The sequence below is a fragment of the Micromonospora haikouensis genome, assembly GCF_900091595.1.
Taxonomy (GTDB): Bacteria; Actinomycetota; Actinomycetes; order Mycobacteriales; family Micromonosporaceae; genus Micromonospora; species Micromonospora haikouensis.
Window position 1 is genome coordinate 185,341 of sequence record NZ_FMCW01000012.1, and the last position, 15,961, is coordinate 201,301.

At 74.9% G+C, this 15,961-nt stretch carries 19 protein-coding genes; 9 read left to right on the top strand and 10 right to left on the bottom strand.

The genetic code is table 11. The features are described 5' to 3' along the window. Positions 1 to 19: 19 nt before the first annotated feature. The 6 genes from GA0070558_RS14505 to GA0070558_RS14530 are packed head-to-tail and all read right to left on the bottom strand — an operon-like array spanning position 20 to position 5,621. Positions 20 to 1,564 (bottom strand): SpoIIE family protein phosphatase, encoded by a 1,545-nt coding sequence (locus GA0070558_RS14505; protein ID WP_439709599.1) that lies wholly within the window; start codon positions 1,562 to 1,564, stop codon positions 20 to 22. Next, complete coding sequence (locus GA0070558_RS14510) at positions 1,561 to 2,922, bottom strand: ATP-binding protein (protein ID WP_091279695.1); 1,362 nt, start codon at positions 2,920 to 2,922, stop codon at positions 1,561 to 1,563. The genes GA0070558_RS14505 and GA0070558_RS14510 overlap by 4 nt, the downstream gene beginning before the upstream one ends. Further along, complete coding sequence (locus GA0070558_RS14515; RefSeq protein ID WP_091279817.1) at positions 2,919 to 3,935, bottom strand: ATP-binding SpoIIE family protein phosphatase; 1,017 nt, start codon at positions 3,933 to 3,935, stop codon at positions 2,919 to 2,921. The genes GA0070558_RS14510 and GA0070558_RS14515 overlap by 4 nt, the downstream gene beginning before the upstream one ends. Next, a complete protein-coding gene (locus tag GA0070558_RS14520; protein ID WP_091279698.1) occupies positions 3,932 to 4,351 on the bottom strand; it encodes an ATP-binding protein in 420 nt (139 codons plus the stop codon). Before GA0070558_RS14520 ends, GA0070558_RS14515 begins: the two co-directional genes overlap by 4 nt. Continuing rightward, complete coding sequence (locus tag GA0070558_RS14525; RefSeq protein WP_077935593.1) at positions 4,348 to 4,761, bottom strand: STAS domain-containing protein; 414 nt, start codon at positions 4,759 to 4,761, stop codon at positions 4,348 to 4,350. The genes GA0070558_RS14520 and GA0070558_RS14525 overlap by 4 nt, the downstream gene beginning before the upstream one ends. Further along, positions 4,761 to 5,621, bottom strand: a complete 861-nt coding sequence (locus GA0070558_RS14530) for an STAS domain-containing protein (protein ID WP_091279701.1) — start codon at positions 5,619 to 5,621, stop codon at positions 4,761 to 4,763. Before GA0070558_RS14530 ends, GA0070558_RS14525 begins: the two co-directional genes overlap by 1 nt. Before the next feature lie 164 nt (positions 5,622 to 5,785). On the opposite strand from GA0070558_RS14530, the gene GA0070558_RS14535 reads away from it, so the two are divergent. Next, on the top strand, positions 5,786 to 6,142 hold the full coding sequence (locus GA0070558_RS14535; protein ID WP_043961290.1) for an STAS domain-containing protein: 357 nt from the start codon (positions 5,786 to 5,788) through the stop codon (positions 6,140 to 6,142). Positions 6,143 to 6,151: 9 nt separating this feature from the next. On the opposite strand, the gene GA0070558_RS14540 is transcribed toward GA0070558_RS14535, so the two are convergent. Further along, the gene (locus GA0070558_RS14540) at positions 6,152 to 7,306 is read right to left on the bottom strand and encodes an MFS transporter (protein ID WP_091279820.1); all 1,155 of its coding nucleotides are present in this window, start codon (positions 7,304 to 7,306) and stop codon (positions 6,152 to 6,154) included. Between the two features lie 248 nt (positions 7,307 to 7,554). Between GA0070558_RS14540 and GA0070558_RS14545 the strand changes: the two genes are divergently transcribed. The 4 genes from GA0070558_RS14545 (at position 7,555) to GA0070558_RS14560 (ending at position 9,632) form a co-directional block, all read left to right on the top strand. Continuing rightward, the gene (locus GA0070558_RS14545; RefSeq protein WP_091279704.1) at positions 7,555 to 8,256 is read left to right on the top strand and encodes a FadR/GntR family transcriptional regulator; all 702 of its coding nucleotides are present in this window, start codon (positions 7,555 to 7,557) and stop codon (positions 8,254 to 8,256) included. A 40-nt stretch (positions 8,257 to 8,296) separates the two neighbouring features. Beyond that, on the top strand, positions 8,297 to 8,770 hold the full coding sequence (gene mscL, locus GA0070558_RS14550) for a large conductance mechanosensitive channel protein MscL (protein ID WP_091279707.1): 474 nt from the start codon (positions 8,297 to 8,299) through the stop codon (positions 8,768 to 8,770). An 81-nt stretch (positions 8,771 to 8,851) separates the two neighbouring features. Next, positions 8,852 to 9,112, top strand: coding sequence for a hypothetical protein (locus GA0070558_RS14555; RefSeq protein WP_091279710.1), 261 nt, complete (start codon positions 8,852 to 8,854; stop codon positions 9,110 to 9,112). Positions 9,113 to 9,245: 133 nt separating this feature from the next. Continuing rightward, positions 9,246 to 9,632 carry a hypothetical protein gene (locus GA0070558_RS14560; protein WP_077935588.1) on the top strand — a complete coding sequence of 129 codons (387 nt, stop codon included), beginning with the start codon at positions 9,246 to 9,248 and terminating at the stop codon, positions 9,630 to 9,632. 160 nt (positions 9,633 to 9,792) lie between these two features. On the opposite strand, the gene GA0070558_RS14565 is transcribed toward GA0070558_RS14560, so the two are convergent. Next, positions 9,793 to 11,094: a benzoate/H(+) symporter BenE family transporter gene (locus GA0070558_RS14565; protein ID WP_091279713.1), complete on the bottom strand. Its 1,302-nt coding sequence runs from the start codon at positions 11,092 to 11,094 to the stop codon at positions 9,793 to 9,795. 55 nt (positions 11,095 to 11,149) lie between these two features. Between GA0070558_RS14565 and GA0070558_RS14570 the strand changes: the two genes are divergently transcribed. The 4 genes from GA0070558_RS14570 to GA0070558_RS14585 all read left to right on the top strand — a co-directional run bounded on the left by GA0070558_RS14570 (position 11,150) and on the right by GA0070558_RS14585 (position 14,576). Then, positions 11,150 to 11,749: a helix-turn-helix domain-containing protein gene (locus tag GA0070558_RS14570; protein ID WP_256091940.1), complete on the top strand. Its 600-nt coding sequence runs from the start codon at positions 11,150 to 11,152 to the stop codon at positions 11,747 to 11,749. Between the two features lie 109 nt (positions 11,750 to 11,858). Then, positions 11,859 to 12,581 carry a PP2C family protein-serine/threonine phosphatase gene (locus GA0070558_RS14575; RefSeq protein WP_043961285.1) on the top strand — a complete coding sequence of 241 codons (723 nt, stop codon included), beginning with the start codon at positions 11,859 to 11,861 and terminating at the stop codon, positions 12,579 to 12,581. Then, positions 12,578 to 13,768 carry a GNAT family N-acetyltransferase gene (locus GA0070558_RS14580; protein ID WP_091279718.1) on the top strand — a complete coding sequence of 397 codons (1,191 nt, stop codon included), beginning with the start codon at positions 12,578 to 12,580 and terminating at the stop codon, positions 13,766 to 13,768. Before GA0070558_RS14575 ends, GA0070558_RS14580 begins: the two co-directional genes overlap by 4 nt. Positions 13,769 to 13,829: 61 nt before the next feature. Continuing rightward, positions 13,830 to 14,576, top strand: coding sequence for a ZIP family metal transporter (locus GA0070558_RS14585; RefSeq protein ID WP_043961283.1), 747 nt, complete (start codon positions 13,830 to 13,832; stop codon positions 14,574 to 14,576). Between the two features lie 12 nt (positions 14,577 to 14,588). Here the strand turns inward: GA0070558_RS14585 and GA0070558_RS14590 are convergent, their stop codons facing one another. Further along, a complete protein-coding gene (locus tag GA0070558_RS14590) occupies positions 14,589 to 14,894 on the bottom strand; it encodes a hypothetical protein (protein ID WP_077935575.1) in 306 nt (101 codons plus the stop codon). Positions 14,895 to 14,921: 27 nt separating this feature from the next. Then, the gene (locus GA0070558_RS14595; protein ID WP_091279823.1) at positions 14,922 to 15,953 is read right to left on the bottom strand and encodes a P1 family peptidase; all 1,032 of its coding nucleotides are present in this window, start codon (positions 15,951 to 15,953) and stop codon (positions 14,922 to 14,924) included. Between the last annotated feature and the right edge of the window lie 8 nt (positions 15,954 to 15,961).

Here is a 15,961-nt window from a genome sequence, read left to right on the forward strand (position 1 = left end):
GTTAACAAGGTGCCCTTCCTTACATGCGGCGGACCGCCACCACCGCCACGTCGTCCTGGATCTCCGTGGGGGCCAGCTCGACCACCAGCCGCTGGCAGAAGCCGTCCAGGTCGTCGTCGACCGTCTCGGCGCAGCGGGCCAGGGCGGCCAGCCCCTCGTCGATGGTGGCGTCCCGCCGCTCGATCAGCCCGTCGGTGTAGAGCACCAGCGTCGCCCCGGCCGGCAGCACGAACTCCAGGTCGGCGGGGCGGTCCACGCGCACGCCGAGCAGCGGCGCCGAGTGCTGGACGTACTCCACCTTGCCGGCGCGGCTGATCAGCGCCGGCAGGTGACCGGCGCTGGCGAGCCGGACCCGGCCGGTGCCGGGGTGAAGCAACAGCACGCAGAGGGTGGCCAGCTCGCCGGGGAGCAGCGCGCGCATCAGCTCGTCGACCCGGGTCAGGACCATGCCGGGCGGGTGCCCCTCGACCGCGTACGCCCGCACCGCGTGCCGCAGCTCAGCCATCACCGTCGCCGCGTGCAGCGAGTGGCCGGCCACGTCGCCGATGGCCACCAGCAGCTCGTCGCCGAGCATCACCAGCTCGTAGAAGTCCCCGCCGACCTCGGTCTGCGCGCTGGCCGGCTCGTAGCGGACGGCGAGGTCCAGCCCGGCCACCTCGGGCAGCCGGCGCGGCAGCAGGCTGCGTTGCAGGGTCACCGCGATCCGGTGCTCCTCGTCGAGGGTCCGCTGCGCCTCCACGGCCGCCGCGAGGGCCTGGGCGAGCTGGCGCACCACCGGGGCGTCCGGGAGCAGGGCCCGGGGCGGCACCGCCACGTAGATGGGGGACCGGTCGGCGCGCAGCCGGGCGATCGCGACGACCAGCTCCGGTTCGCCGCCCCAGTCGTGCACCGCCCACTCGGCCGGGTCCACCTGCTCCCGCAGGATCGCCCCGATCGGCACGTCCTCGGTCGGCATGGGCCAGGGGCGCACCTCGGGCTCCGCGCCGGGGCCGGCGGTGGCGGCGGCGAGCGTGGTGCCGTCCATCGTCTCGGCCAGCACGACGACGGGGGTGGCGAGCATCTCCGCCGCGCCTTTCGCCGCGGCGACCATCAGCCGGGGAAAGCTCGGCGCGGAGTTGACCGCGAGGGTCGTCTCGGCGAGCCGGCTCAGCCGGTCGGCGAGCAGCTCGGCGCGCTGCCGGGCCCGGTAGTAGCGCAGCACCGCGTGGGTGGTGGCGACCAGCTCGTCCGGCTCGATGGGCTCGGCCAGGTAGGCGTCCGCGCCCCGGGTCAGGCCCTGCGCCCGGTCGTTGACGTCGACGGCGTGCGCCGACACGTGGATCACCGGCATCGCCGGGTGGGCCTTCTTGATCCGTTCGCAGACCTCGAACCCGGTCAGGTCGGGCAGCCGGACGTCGAGCACCACCAGGTCGATCGGGTCCACCCCGACCCGCGCCAGGGCCTCGCCGCCGCTCTCCGCCTCCAGCGTCGCGAAGCCGGCCCGGCTCAGCCAGCTCACCAGCAGGTAGCGCTTGGTGCGGCTGTCGTCGACGACCAGCACGGTCCCCTGACCGTCCACCGTCACGCTCCGCCCACGGGCAGGACGACGGTGAAGGTGCTCCCCCGCCCCGGCTCGCTGGTCAGCTCCAGGGCCCCGCCGAGCAGGTGCGTCACCCGCCGGGCGTACGGCAGGCCGAGGCCGGTGCCGCCGATGCGGGTGCTCCCCGGCACCTGGTAGAACTCCTCGAAGATCCGCTCGTGCAGCTCCGGGGCGATGCCCGCCCCGGTGTCGGAGACGGACAGCCGCCACCGCCCGTCGCGGATCTCGGCGCGCAGCCGGACCTCGCCCCGCTCGGTGAACTTGAGCCCGTTGTGCAGCAGGTTGCGCAGCACCTGGGCGAGCAGCACCTCGTCGGAGCGGACCGTGCCGGGCAGCGGCGGGTCCTCCACCACCAGCTCGACGCCCGGCTTGGTGGACAGCGCCCGCAGGGTGCCGCGCAGCTGGCCGAAGATGGCCCGCAGGTCGACCTCGGTCCAGTTAGGCTCCAATCGCCCGGACTCCGCCTTCGCGAGGTCGAGCAGGTCGTTGACCAGGCCGAGCAGGTCGGTGGCGGAGTCCCGGATCAGCCCCACCTGGCGGGCCTGCTCGGCGGTGAGCGGGTCGGACGCCGAGTCGGCCAGCAGCCGGCTCAGCCCGATGATCGCGGTCACCGGGGCGCGCAGCTCGTGGCTGACGTTGGCCAGGAACCGGCTCTTGGACTCGCTGGCGGTGCGCAGCTGGGCCGACTTCTCGTCCAGCTCGGCGTAGAGGGCCACCACGCCCCGGTTGGTCTCCTCCAGCTCCTCGGTGAGCTGGTTGTAGAGCGCCATCACGCCCCGGTTGGTCTCCTGGAGCTCCTCGTTGAGCACGGCCAACTCGTCGCGCTGGCTGCGCACCTCGTCCAGGGCGGCGATGAGCTGCTCGTTCTGGAGGGCCAGCTCGTCGACGGCGCTGGCCGGAGCGGAGCTGCCGAGCTCGGCGCGCAGCTCGGCGAGGCGCTCCGGGGTCAGCGCCTGCGCGTTGGCCGGGACACGTCGGGACATCCTCACGACCGTATCGCCCTCCCGGCCCACTACGCCCAGCATGTCCACGAGGCGTGCCACCGCGCCGGACTGCGGCTCGTACCGGCCGTCGGGCAGCGGACGCACCGGGGCCAGGTCCACCCGCAGGTGGACCGGGCCCTGCACCTCGACCACGGCGGCGAAGGTGACGTCGGCCCCGCCGCAGAGACGCAGCAGGTCCCGGGCCACCTCGCTGAGGGCGGTCGCGAGCCGGACCTGGTCCTGGTGTTCCAGCCCGACCGCCTCGGCGACCTCCCGGCCCCGCTGCCGGATCAGGAAGATGTCGTGCTCGACCCGCAGCGCCAGCTGGAGCAGCGACGGGCCGCCGGCCGGGCCCGTCACCAGGGCGCCCTCGCGACGAGTACGCACGCGTCGTCCCGCCGCACCCCGGCGTCGCGCAGCACGGTCGCGGCCAGCACCAGCGGGGCGCGCCCAGCCAGGCTGGGATAGTCGTCGAGCTGCCAGCGGTCCGCCACCCCGTCACTGTGCATCACCAGCGACGCCCCGGCGGGGAAGGCGTACTCGTACTCGCGGACGACGGGTCGCTGGTGGCCGGCGATGCCGGGCAGGGAGACGAGCCCGCGCCGCCGCTCGCCCTCGGCGAGCACGGCCGCCGCGATGTTGCCCAGCCCGGCGTACCGCAGCAGGTGGGCCTGCCCGTCCAGCTCGGCGACGGCCAGCGCGGCCCCCCGGGTGTGCGTCATCGACCGGTGCAGGTGCTGCACCACCGCGGCGGGCGGGGCGGCGGGGGCGGACCGGAACGCGGCCAGCGCCGCGTCGGTCGCGGACGCGGCCAGCGGCCCGTGCCCGAGCCCGTCGCAGACCAGCACCTGGTGCCGCCCCTCGGCGACGCGGACGGCGTACCCGTCGCCGCTGACCGCCTCGCCGGTCAGCGGCCGGGTCAGCGCCCCGGCCCAGGACTGCTCCGGGGCGGGCCCCTTCGGCCAGATCTGCACGGCGAGCACGGTGCCCCGGCCGGGGCGGGAGTAGCCGTCGAACCAGTCCGCCTGGCGCATGATGGCGCCGAGGCCGATGCCGAGCGTGCCGGCGGTGGAGTGGCCGTCGCGGGAGGAGACCGTGAGGTCGGCCATGCCGGGCCCGGAGTCGATGGCGACGAGTTCCACGCCCGCCCGGTCGCCGGCGCGCACGGGGCGCAGCAGCAGCACCCCGTCGTCGGCGTGCTTGACCAGGTTGCTGGTCAGCTCGGCGGCGACGATGGCCAGGTCGGCGGTGCGGGCGTCGCCGATGCCGAGCTGCCCGCCCAGCCGCTCGGCGGCCCGCCGGACCGAACTGGCCGCGCTGCCGCTCTCGACCCGGAACCACAGGCCGTGGTCGGACACGGCGTCCAGGGTCATCGGGACCACTTGGTGACCGTGATCCGGGTGCCCCGCCCCGGGCCGGTGTCGATGTCGAACTCGTCGACCAGGCGGCGGGCGCCGCTGAGGCCGAGCCCGAGGCCGCCGCCGGTGGTGTAGCCGTCGGTGAGGGCCAGGTCCAGGTCGGCGATGCCGGGGCCGTCGTCGGCGAAGACGATGCGCACCCCGCGCCGCCGGCCGTTGTCCACGGTGGACACCTCGGCGCTGCCGCCCCCGCCGTAGACCAGGGTGTTGCGGGCCAGCTCGCTGGCGGCGGTGACCAGCTTCGTCTGGTCGACCAGGGAGAGCCGGACGGCCACCGCGACCGTACGCACCAACTGGCGGACCCGCACCACGTCCTCGTCGCTGCGGATCGCCTGGGCCTGCGGGTCGCCCAGGTCGACGCCCGCGGTCACCTCGTGTCCGTGGACTGGTCGCCGGGCTCGTCGAGGTCGTCGTAGCCGTAGTCGTCGTCGCGGGTCGCCGCGATCAGCTCCATGCCCCGTTCCACGTTGAGGGCGGTGCGGATGCCGTTGAGCGACAGGCCCAGCTCGACCAGGGTGATGGCGACGGCGGGACGCATCCCGACCACCACCGTCTCGGCGTCGAGCACCTTGGAGATGGAGGCGATGGTGGAGAGCATCCGGCCGACGAACGAGTCGACGATGTCCAGCGCCGTGATGTCGATGATCACACCGTGGCAGCCGGTGGCGACGATCCGCTCGGCCAGGTCCTCCTGGAGCTGCACCGCCGTCTGGTCGGACATGTCGACCTGGATCGAGACGAGCAGGATGTCGCCGATCTTCAGGACCGGCACCCGCTCCATCAGGACTCCCGGCGCGGTTGGCGGCGCGCCGTCTCCACGCCCGTCAGCCGCAGCACGTGTCGCAGCGCGTCGGCGAGGCTGGCCTTGGTGGCGATGTCGCCGAACTCGATGCCGAGGGCGACGATGGTCTGGGCGATCTGCGGCCGGATGCCGGAGATGATGCAGTCGGCGCCCATCAGCCGGGCGGCCACCACGGTCTTGAGGATGTGCTGGGCGACCTGGGTGTCGACCGCCGGCACGCCGGTGATGTCGATGATCGCGTACGGCGAGCCGGTGTCGACGAGGGTCTGCAGCAGCCGCTCCATCACCACCTGGGCGCGGGCCGAGTCGAGCGTGCCGACCAGCGGGACGGCGACCACGCCCTCCCAGATCTTGACGACCGGGGTGGAGAGTTCGAGCAGCTGCTCGGCCTGGTCGGCGATCAGGCTCTCCCGGGTGCGCACGAAGCTCTCGAAGGTGAACAGCCCCATCTGGTCGACCAGGGAGGAGAAGGCCACGTAGTCGCGCAGCGCCGTGTCGGTGGCGTCGGCCTCCAGCAGCTCCAGCAGGACGTCCTTGAGGGCGTACACGCTGATCGCCGTCTCGGTGGCGGTGAAGCCCTGCCGGGCCCGACCCCGGGACAGCTCGGCCAGCACGGCGCGCAGCTCGCCGGCCGACTCGGACTCCAGGTCGAACCCGCCGCCGCGGGCGGCCTCGATGACGGCGCGGTGCAGCTCCTGCACCTGGCGGCGCAGCTCCGCCTGGCTGAGCCGGCCGCGCAGCGAGGCGCCCACCAGCTCCGTCCAGCGCTGGATGGTCCGTTCGGCGTGCTCGTCGAGCAGACCGGCCAGCCGACCGCTTTCCTCCGCGCTCAACGCCACGGGTTCCTCCCTCTGAGCTGGGTCGGCCGGACTCTACCACCGGGTAGTACGAAACTACTTGTCCCACGGCAACGACATGACGACCGGCACCCCGGCGCTCCCGGCTCTGCGCCGAACCGCCCTCGTGGGATACGGTTCCACCGATACCAGCAGGAGGTCGGCGAATGTCCTTGACGGTGCAGACGGAACAGCGCGGCGACGTGGTCGTCGTGTCGGTCGCGGGCGAGCTGGACATGGCGACGGCTCCGCAGCTCCAGGACCAGATCACGGACCTGCTGGACAAGGGCCGCAGCCGCCTCGTGTTCGACCTGGCGGAGGTCTCGTTCTGCGACTCGACCGGGCTGTCGGTGTTCGTGCGCGCCAAGAACAGCTGCGACGAGGCCGGCGGCGTGGTCCGGCTGGCCGCCCCGCAGCGCGGGGTGCTGCGCATCCTGGAGGTCAGCGGGCTCGTCGAGGTGCTGCACACCTACCCGACGGTGGAGCAGGCCGTCGCGGGCGACCCCACGCCGGCCTCCTCCTGACCGTCCCGCTCAGCGCTCGTCCTCGACGAAGCGGGGGCGGGCGATGACCAGGCCCGCGCCCGTCTGCACGGCGAGGGCGACGAGCAGGAACCCGATCGGCGCGGTCCACCCGCCGGTCGCCTCGTAGAGAACGCCGACCAGCAGCGGCCCGAGCGCCGCGATCACGTACCCCGTGCTCTGCGCGAACGCCGACAGCGCCACCGTCCCCTCCGCCGTGCGGGCGCGCAGCCCGATGGTGGTGAGGATCAGCGGGAACGCGCCCTGGCCGAGAGCGAGCAGGGCCACCCAGAGCAGCGCGCCGTCGCGCGGCGCGAGCGCCAGCCCCAGGTAGGACGCGGCCGAGAAGGCGGTCAGCCCGAACACCAGCGGGCGCAGCGTCCGCAGCCGGCCGGCGAGCGTCGGCATCAGCAGCGCCACCGGCACGCCGAGCGCGGTCACCCCGGCCAGCAGCAGCCCGGCCGTCTCCGGACGGAAGCCGGCGTCGCGGAAGAGCTGGGCCAGCCAGCCCATGATCGCGTACCCGCTCAGCGACTGCGCGCCGAAGTAGACCGCCATCGCCCAGCCGAGCCGCGTCCGCGCCGGCCGCACCCGGGCCGGGGCGGCGACGGCCACCGCGCCGGTGGCGGCCCGCCGCGCGGCGCGGGCCCGCAGCGCCAGCGGCACCCACGGGAGTACGGCCAGCGCGGCCAGCCCGGCCCAGACCCCGAGCCCGGCCCGCCAGGACCCGAAGGCGTGCGCCACCGGCACCGCCGACGCGGCGGCCACCGTCGTGCCCGTCGTCAACGCCATCGTGTACGCCCCGGTGACCAGGCCGGTGCGGTGCGGGAAGTGCTGCTTCACCAGCATCGGCAGCAGGATGTTCGCCACCGCGATGCCGGCCAGCGCGAGCGCGCTGGTGGCCACGAAGACCAACGCGGAGTCGGTGACCACGCGCAGCACCTGCCCGACGGCGAGGGCCGACATGGCGACCACGAGCACCCGGGCCGGGGCGTACCGCCGGACCAGCCAGGGGGTGAGCGCGCCGAGCCCGGCGAAGGCGATCGTCGGCAGGGTGGTGACGAGCCCGGCCATCGCCCCGGAGAGCCCGAGGCCGGTGCGGACCTCGCCGAGCAGCGCGCCGAGGCTGGTCACGGCGGCGCGCAGGTTGAGGGCGACCAGCAGCATCCCGACCAGGACCAGCAGCCCGCCGGTCACGGGCCGCCCGGTCTTCTCGGCCTCGACCTTCTCGGTCCCGTTCTTCTCGGCCTCGGTCGTGTCGACGAGGGTGGAAGCGGGGGCCGGGGCGCGCGCCACGTCGACGGTCGGGCGGGTTCGGGCGGTCCCGGTGGCAGGTTCCGCGACGGCGGTCGGTGGCGGGGTCATGGCCTTCAACCTACAATCATGGGATGAATCCTGGGCAGGTGATGTAACCAGTGCCACCGTCGGTTGATTCCGCACCGCCGCCCGGGTCCCCGCCCCCGCCGCCCCGGGGCCAGCGCGTCCGGCAGACGATCGAGCAGCTCCGGGCCCGCATCCTCGGCGGCGAGTGGCCGGTGGGTGGCCGCATCCCCACCGAGCCGCAGCTCGTCGCCGCCCTCGGCGTGGGGCGCAACACCGTCCGGGAGGCCGTCCGCGCCCTCGTACACGCCGGGGTGCTGGAGTGCCGGCAGGGCTCCGGGACGTACGTGGTGTCGACCGACGAGCTGGCCCCCGTGGTGGCCCGCCGACTCACCGACGACCGGATGACCGAGGTCGTCGAGGTGCGCCGCGCCTTCGAGGTGGAGGCGGCGCGGCTGGCCGCGCTGCGGCGTACCCCGGAGGACCTGGCCGCCCTCGACGGCGCGCTCGCCGCCCGGGAGGCCGCCTGGCGCGCGGGCCGGGTCGACGAGTTCGTCGAGGCCGATGCGGCCCTGCACACGGCGGTGGTGAACGCCGCGCACAACGGCATGCTCGCCGAGCTGTACGCGTCGGTCGGCGCGGCGCTGCGCAGCACGATCAGCCAGGCGACGGGCGACGCGCTGGAGCCCGAGCGGTACGTCGACCACGCCCGGCTGGTGGACGCCATCCGCCTCGGCGACCCGGCCTTGGCAGCCCGGGAGGCTGGTGCTTTCCTGGAGCCCTCCCCGGGGGAATAGGTTGCCCGGGACACCGAACCGGACACCACGGGAGTAACGGATGCTCAAGGGCTTCAAAGACTTCATCATGCGCGGCAACGTCGTCGACCTCGCGGTCGGCGTCGTCATCGGCGCGGCGTTCACGGGCGTGGTCACCCAGTTGACCAAGTCGTTCCTGGATCCGCTGATCCGCGTCCTCGTGGTGCTGATCACCGGCAGCGACAAGGGCCTGGAAGGCACGGCTCCCGAGTTTCGCGGCATCCCGTTCGACTGGGTGGCCTTCGTCAACGCGGCGATCACCTTCCTGCTCACCGCGGCGGCGCTCTACTTCCTGGTCGTCTACCCGATGAACAGGCTGGCCGAGCGGCGCAAGCGCGGCGAGGAGCCGCCGCCGGCCGCCCCCAGCGAGGAGGTCAAGCTGCTCACCGAGATCCGGGACGCGCTGGTGGCCGCCGGCCACACCACCCCGGGCCAGCAGCGGGGCGCCCTGGACGACGTGCTCGGCCGCAACCCGGAGCCCCCGGCCGCGCGCTGACGCACACCGACGCACACCGGCCCTCGCGGGATTCTCGTGGGGGCCGGGTCTTGTCGTACACATGTTCGATAGAGTCCCGCCATGGAACAGCGGAAGCACTGGTGGAACGGCAAGTGGGGGCGGCTCGCGCGGCGGGACGTCTTCCTCCGGGTGGACGGCGACCGGTGGCACGTCGAGCAGCGCGCCGGGGGCGCGGAGGGGGTCTCCCAGTTCTACGAGTACCCGAGCGCGGAGGAGGCCGAGGAGACCGTCCGCGCGCTGCTCGCCGGGGCGGACGGGTGGCGGGAACTGTCCCCCCGGCCGCCGGGCTCGTGGCTGCCGACCCCGGACACCCGCGCCTGACCGGGACGGTGTTCGAGGTTCGGCGCGGCGTTCGGTCGGGCCTGACCGGGCGGTGTTCGGGGTCGGCGCGGCATCTGGTCGGGCCTGACCGGCGCGGCGTTTAGTCGGGTGGCGGGGCGGGAACCGCCTCGGGATGGAGCAGCAGGGGACGGATCAGCAGGCGGCCATCTCCCGCGTCACCACCGGGATGCCCGTGGTCGACGTGACCGGCGCCGAGGTCGGCACCGTGGACCTCGTCCAGCGGGGCGACCCGAACGCGGTGACCGTGCAGGCGCCGACCGCCGCCCCGACCGCCGACCCGGGCGGCAGCCTCGACGAGTTGATCGAATCCGCGGCGGCCGAGGAGCCGGACGTCCCGGCCGACCTGGCCGCCCGCCTGCTGCGCACCGGCTACCTGAAGGTCTCCACCGACCAGGCCCCGACCGGCGCGGTCTACGTGCTAGCCGACCAGATCGCCGCCGTCGCCGACGGCCGGGTACGCCTCGACGTCCTCGCGACGAGCCTGCCCGCCGAGGAATGACGCCGACACGGCCTTGATCGACGCGGGCCTTGATCGAGGCGAGCCCCTTGATCGACTCCGGCCTCTTCATCGACGCGGGGCCTCTTGATCGACTTCATGTCGGCGACATCGCGGTATCCCGGGGTGAGTTTCCCCGCCATGTCGCCGACATGGAGTCGATCTAGCGCCCCGCCCGCCCAGCCGACGCCCGCCCAGCCGACGCCGGCTCGACGGGCTCGACGGGCTCGACGGGCTCGACGGGCTCGACGGGCTCGACGGGCTCGACAGTCTCAGCCGGCTCGACGGGCGCAGCCGGCGCGGCGTGGTCGCTCTCGTGGCGGCGGCGCAGGAGGAGCAGCATCAGCCAGCCGGCGACCAGCCCCCAGAACGCGCCCCCGACGCCGAGCAGGCTCACCCCGGAGGCCGTGACGACGAGGGTCACCACGGCCGCCTCCCGGGTCGCCGGGTCGGCGACGGCCGCCGACACCGCGCCGGCCAGCGCGGCGAGCAGCGCGAGCCCCGCCACGGCCTTGATGAGCACCGGCGGGGAGAGCAGCACGAGGGCGGTGGCGACGCCCGCGCCGAGGCCGAGCAGGGCCAGCCCGACCCCCGCCGTGACCGAGGCGACCCAGCGGCGCTCCGGGTCCGGGTGGGCGTCGGGGCCGGCGGCCAGCGCGGCGGTGATCGCGGCGAGGTTGACCGCGTGCCCGCCGACCGGCGCGCCGATGGCGCTGGCCAGGCCGGTGACCCGCAGCGCGGAGCCGAGCGGGGGACGGTAGCCGTACCCGGTGAGCACCGCCATCCCGGGGACGTTCTGCGCGGCCATGGTGACCAGGAACAGCGGCAGCGCCAGCCCGATCACCGCCGGCACCGTCCACTCGGGCGCGGTGAGGACGAGCACCGGCCGCAGGCCGTGCGCGCCGACGCCGCCGGGCGTGGTCACCGCGATGGCGACCGCCGCCGCGACGAGCGCGGCGGGCACCGCCCAGCGGCGGGCGAACCGGTGCAGGACGAGCCAGGTGACGACCACCGGCGCGGCCAGCCTCGGCACCTCGACCAGGGCGCGGACGGGCGCGGTGCACAGCGGCAGCAGCACCCCGGCCAGCATCGCGGCGGCGATCGGGCCGGGGATCGCGGCCACCGCCCGGCCGAGCGCCGGGAACAGCCCGGCGGCGACGATCAGCGCCCCGCACACGATGAACGCGCCGACGGCGGCCGGCCAGCCGCCGGGGACCGGGCCGGTGGCCACCAGCAGCGCCGCCCCGGGGGTGGACCAGGCGATGGCCATCGGCAGCCGGTGCCGCAGCCCCAGCCACACCGCGCAGAGGCCGGACGCGACGCTGACGGCGAGCAGCCCGGAGGCGGCCTGCCGTTCGTCGGCGCCGACGGCGCGCAGCCCGGCGAGCACGACGGTGAACGAACTGGCGAAGCCGACGAGCGCGGTCACCACTCCGGCGAGCACGGGTTGCAGCAGGCCGGCCACGTCTCCCCCTTCGCCGTTCCGTTTACGGAACGCTGGCGTGTAGCACGATAGCGGGATGGAGTCGCCGACACCAACCCCGCAAGCGGCCCGGGAGCAGCCAGCCCGGGAGCAGCCAGCCCGGGAGCAGGCAGCCACGGACGCCGGCACGGTCGGTGCCCGGGTGCGCGCCCTGCGCGAGGAGCGCGGGCTGTCACTGTCCACCCTGGCCCGGCTCGCCGGGGTGGGCAAGGCCACCCTCTCCGGCCTGGAGAACGGCACCCGCAATCCCACCCTGGAGACGCTCTACGCCGTGACCGCCCAGCTCGGGGTGCCGCTGACCGCGGCGCTCTCCGGGCCGGCGGCGACCCCCACGGTGCGCGGGGCGGCGGTGAGCGCGACCCTGCTGGAGGTGTTCACCGAGGCCGGGGCGACGTACGAGCTGTACCGGATGCGGGTCGCCCCCGGCGTCGGGCAGCTCTCCCCCGCGCACCAGCCGGGGGTCACCGAGCACGTCACCGTCTTCGCCGGGCAGCTCCGCGCCGGGCCGGTGGACGCCCCGCTGACCGCCGGGCCCGGCGGCCACCTGCGCTGGACGTCGGACGTGCCGCACGGCTACGCCGCGATCGGCGACGAGGAGGTGTGGGCGAGCCTGCTGCTGCGCTACCCCCGCCGCTGACCGGTCGGGCCGCCGGCCGGTCGGCCACCCGCGCCGACACAAGATTCTTTTCGGGCCGACCCCGGAGTGCGTAGAGACGCCGGGCGGGTCTTCTTGGCAAGCTTGTCGTATGACGCTGATCCTCCGCTCGGCCATCCTCAACGACGTCGGCCTCGTGCGGACCAACAACGAGGATTCCGCCCTCGCCGGTGACCGCCTCGTCGCCGTCGCCGACGGGATGGGTGGCCTGCCGGCTGGTGAGGTGGCGAGCGAGATCGTCATCCGCATCCTCGACGAGTTGGACCCGCCCACCACCACCGAGGGGGCCGCCGACGCGCTGCGGGCCGTGGTGAGCACCGCCAACCAGCGGATCCGGGCCGCCATCTCCGTCGACCCCGCGCGCGAGGGCATGGGTACGACGCTGACGGCCGGCCTGCTCGCCGGGGACGTCCTGGTCCTCGCGCAGGTCGGGGACTCCCGCTGTTATCTGCTGCGGGACAACGAGCTGACCCAGCTCACCCGCGACGACACGTTCGTGCAGGCGCTCGTCGACCAGGGCGCGCTCTCCCCGGACCAGGCGCGGCACCACCCGCAGCGGTCGCTGGTGACCCGAGCCGTGCAGGGCGCCGACACGCCCCCGGCGGTCGGCACGCTCACCGTCTTCGCCGGCGACCGGCTGCTGCTGTGCAGCGACGGGCTCTCCGACTACGTGGACGACGCCGCGATCGCCGCCGCCCTCGCCATGTACGGCGACCGCCAGCAGTGCGGCGAGCAGCTCGTGAAGCTCGCCCACCAGGCCGGCGCGCCGGACAACGTCACCGTCGTCGTCTCCGACGTCACGGCGCTCTCATGACCATCCGGCGGTTGACCAACTCAGAGCGGCCGGCCACCTCCTTCCCGCTCCAGGCGTACGCCTTCGAGGCGTCCCCGATGCGGGCCGAGCGGGCCGAGGAGTTCCGCAGCTACCTGCCCTACCACGAGGCGACCCGCACTCTGGTCGCCGAGGAGGGCGGCGAGACGCTGGCCACCGCGTCGGCCATCCCGATGCGGCAGAACCTGCGCGGGGCGGTGCTGCCGATGGCCGGCGTCGCCGGGGTCGCCACCCACCCGCTGGCGCGGCGGCGCGGGCACGTCCGGGAACTGCTGCGCCAGCTCCTCGACGAGATGCGCGACGAGGGGCGCCCGCTCACCGCGCTGTACCCGTTCCGCGCCTCGTTCTACGAGCGCTTCGGGTACGTCGGCCTGCCCCGGGCGCGTACGGCCGTCTTCGCTCCGGCCGACCTGGCCGCGCTGCTGCGCGCGGACCTGCCCGGCGAGCTGGCCTGGGGCCGCAGCGGCGCCGGGTACGCCGACCACCGCGCCTTCACCGAGCGCTGCCTGGCCGAACGGCACGGGTTCGCGATCTTCCCCGAGACCCGGGCGGTGCGGCAGCGCGACGACGACGACCGGTGGCAGCTCACCGCCCGCGTCGACGGCGAGACGGTCGGCGTGCTGACGTACCGGATCGACGACCACGGCGGCGAGCTGGCCGGCGACGACCTGCTGGTCGCCGACCCGTACGCCCGGGCCCTGATCCTGCAGTTCCTCGCCCGGCACGTCGACCAGGTGGAGCGGATCCGCCTGCGGATCGCAGCGGACGAGCTGCCCGAGCTGTGGCTGACCGACCTGGCCGTGCACGTCGAGGCGCAGGTCGCCCGGCCGGGTTCGTCCGCGCCGATGGCCCGGCTGCTCGCGCTCGACGCGCTGGCCGGTCTCCCGGCCGGGCCGGGCCGGGTCCGGGTGGAGCTGACCGGGGACCGGTGGCTCGCCGGCACCCATCTGCTCGACGGCGCGACCGGCCGCCTGGAGCTGTCCGGCGACGCCACCGGGTCCGTGCCGGCCGCGACGCTCACGGCGGCCGGGCTCTCCGCCCTGGCGTACGGGGTGCTGGACCCGGCGGAGGTCGACGTCCGGGGCCTGGGGCGGGTGCCGGCGGACGCCGCCGCCGAGCTGCGCCGCCTCTTCCCCCGCCGTTGGCCATACCTCTTCGCGGACTTCTAGACCCTGGCCGCGGCGAGCGGGTGCTGTTTCGCGATCCCGGGGCGCGGGTAGCGTCCTGCGGGTGCCGGAGTGGTCGCAAGCGGGTGGTTGGGGGCTGCTGGCCGGGTCGGCGCTGCTGCTCGGGGCGGCGCTGGGCTGGTTCGTGCCCGTCCCGCGCCGGGTCATCGCGTCGATCATGGCCTTCGGGGCCGGGGTGCTGCTCTCCGCCGTCTCCTTCGAGCTGATCGCCGAGGCGCACGAGCAGGGCGGGCTGTTGCCCACCGCGGTCGGGGCGGCCGGCGGCGCGCTCGCATACACGGGGGCGAACGTCCTGCTGGCCCGGCGGGGCGCGCGGCACCGCAAGCGCTCCGGCGCGCAGCCGTCGGAGCAGGAGGCGCCCGGTTCCGGATCGGCTATCGCGGTGGGCGCGCTGCTCGACGGGATCCCCGAGTCGGTGGTGATCGGCGCGAGCCTGCTCACCGGCGGCCCGGTCAGCCTGGTCACGGTCGTCGCGGTCTTCCTCAGCAACGTGCCGGAGGGCCTGTCCAGCGCGGCCGGGATGCGCCGGGCGGGCCGGAGCAGCCGGTACGTCTTCGCCCTGTGGGCCGGGATCGCGCTGGTCAGCGGCCTCGCGGCGCTCGCCGGCTACACGCTGCTGGGCGGTGCGCCGCCGGAGGTGCTGGCCTCGATCACCGCCCTGGCGGCCGGCGCGATCCTCGCGATGATCACCGACACCATGGTCCCCGAGGCGTTCGAGGACGCCCACCTGCTGGTCGGCCTGATCACGGTCGCCGGCTTCCTGACCGCCTTCGCGCTCTCCCACGCCTGAGCCAGCGGGACGTCAGGGGCGGGGGGAGGTGCGTACCCAGCTCTGCCGCTGCCGGCGGTCCCGGCTGCCGCCGGTGGCGGCCAGGCAGCGCGGGCAGACGTGGCCCACGGTGTCGGCCTCGGTGAGCACGTCGGTCGAGGAGTAGTCGAAGCGGACGTGCGGGAAGCGGCGCAGCCTGGTCCGGCTCAGGGGCAGCCCGCACAGGGTCTGGTTCTGCCCGGGCAGCCAGGCGTGCACCTCGCCGCCGGGCCGGCGCACCCCGTCGGGGCCGGTCTCCTCGCTCGACGCCGCCACCGCCGGGGCGCTGCTGATCCGCATGCCCCCAGGTTCCCCACCCGGCGCGAACTATCCCGCCGCGACCCCGGCCGTTGCGGCGGGGGCCCGCCGCGGGGTGTCGACGCTGGCGAGGACGGCGTCCCAGGCCAGTTCGGCGGCGACCGTGCCCAGCCGGAGCGACGGGGAGGGCACCGTCACCTCGTCGGTCGTCAGGGCGAACAGGGTGTCGCCGTCGGCGATGGTGTGGAAGGGCTGGATCGCCCGGTGCATGGAGCTGTGCACCTGGGTGGCGAACTGGGCGAGCTCGGTGTCGGTCATCCGGACGTTGGTGACCACGGCGGTCAGGGTGGTGTTGCCGCCGGCCGGCGCGGGGTCCGGCGTGGCTGCCGCGAGCAGCTCGGCGTAGTCCTCGGCCGGGTGGCGACGCCGGCCGGTCGCCGGGTCGAGGTTGCCCCGCACGATGCCGCCGTCCCGGTCGACGATCACACCCATCGCGTTCACCACCGTCAGCACCAGCAGCCGGGCCGCGCCGATGCGGGTGAAGGCCGCACCCTGCCCGCCCCACTCGGCTCGGGTGTTGTCGACCTTGCCGACGGTCGCGCCGACCCCCGCGCCGACCCTGCCCACGGCCACCCCGTCGGTGCGTACCGCGCGCAGCCCGTCGGCGCCGAGCTGGGCATCCGGATAGACGGCGTTGTCCCGGGGGGTGAAGTCGTAGACGACGGCCCCGGACACCACCGGCAGGCTGCCGAAGTCGGTCGCGTAGCCGGCGCGGCGGAGCAGTTCGTCGTAGACGCCGGAGGCCGCGGCAAGACCGAAGCTCGACCCGCCGGCGAAGCACAACGCATGGTGGTACGGGAACCCGCCGCTGACGCCGACGGCCCCGCCCCGCCTGTCCACGGCCGTACGTGCGCCGCCGGGGATGCTGAGCACGGTGACGCCGGTCGGCCCGTCGGGATACTCGGCGGTGCCGATCCCGACGCCGGGCAGGTCGAACTCGACCCAACCGTCGCCGGCCGCGCCGAGCACGGCGGGTCGCTGCCGGTGGTCGTTGCCGACCGGCGACGTCGTACGCGGCGGGGCGGGGTGGTGGTCGGACATGAGGGTCA

What these genes read in the sequence shown, in the direction of transcription:
- GA0070558_RS14515 (WP_091279817.1), bottom strand. Translation starts at nt 3,935, where the DNA reads ATGACCCTGGACGCCGTGTCCGACCACGGCCTGTGGTTCCGGGTCGAG.
- GA0070558_RS14525 (WP_077935593.1), bottom strand. Translation starts at nt 4,761, where the DNA reads ATGGAGCGGGTGCCGGTCCTGAAGATCGGCGACATCCTGCTCGTCTCG.
- GA0070558_RS14535 (WP_043961290.1), top strand. Translation starts at nt 5,786, where the DNA reads ATGTCCTTGACGGTGCAGACGGAACAGCGCGGCGACGTGGTCGTCGTG.
- GA0070558_RS14540 (WP_091279820.1), bottom strand. Translation starts at nt 7,306, where the DNA reads ATGCTGCTGGTCGCCCTCAACCTGCGCGCCGCCGTGACCAGCCTCGGC.
- mscL (WP_091279707.1), top strand. Translation starts at nt 8,297, where the DNA reads ATGCTCAAGGGCTTCAAAGACTTCATCATGCGCGGCAACGTCGTCGAC.
- GA0070558_RS14555 (WP_091279710.1), top strand. Translation starts at nt 8,852, where the DNA reads ATGGAACAGCGGAAGCACTGGTGGAACGGCAAGTGGGGGCGGCTCGCG.
- GA0070558_RS14560 (WP_077935588.1), top strand. Translation starts at nt 9,246, where the DNA reads ATGGAGCAGCAGGGGACGGATCAGCAGGCGGCCATCTCCCGCGTCACC.
- GA0070558_RS14570 (WP_256091940.1), top strand. Translation starts at nt 11,150, where the DNA reads ATGGAGTCGCCGACACCAACCCCGCAAGCGGCCCGGGAGCAGCCAGCC.
- GA0070558_RS14575 (WP_043961285.1), top strand. Translation starts at nt 11,859, where the DNA reads ATGACGCTGATCCTCCGCTCGGCCATCCTCAACGACGTCGGCCTCGTG.
- GA0070558_RS14580 (WP_091279718.1), top strand. Translation starts at nt 12,578, where the DNA reads ATGACCATCCGGCGGTTGACCAACTCAGAGCGGCCGGCCACCTCCTTC.
- GA0070558_RS14590 (WP_077935575.1), bottom strand. Translation starts at nt 14,894, where the DNA reads ATGCGGATCAGCAGCGCCCCGGCGGTGGCGGCGTCGAGCGAGGAGACC.
- GA0070558_RS14595 (WP_091279823.1), bottom strand. Translation starts at nt 15,953, where the DNA reads ATGTCCGACCACCACCCCGCCCCGCCGCGTACGACGTCGCCGGTCGGC.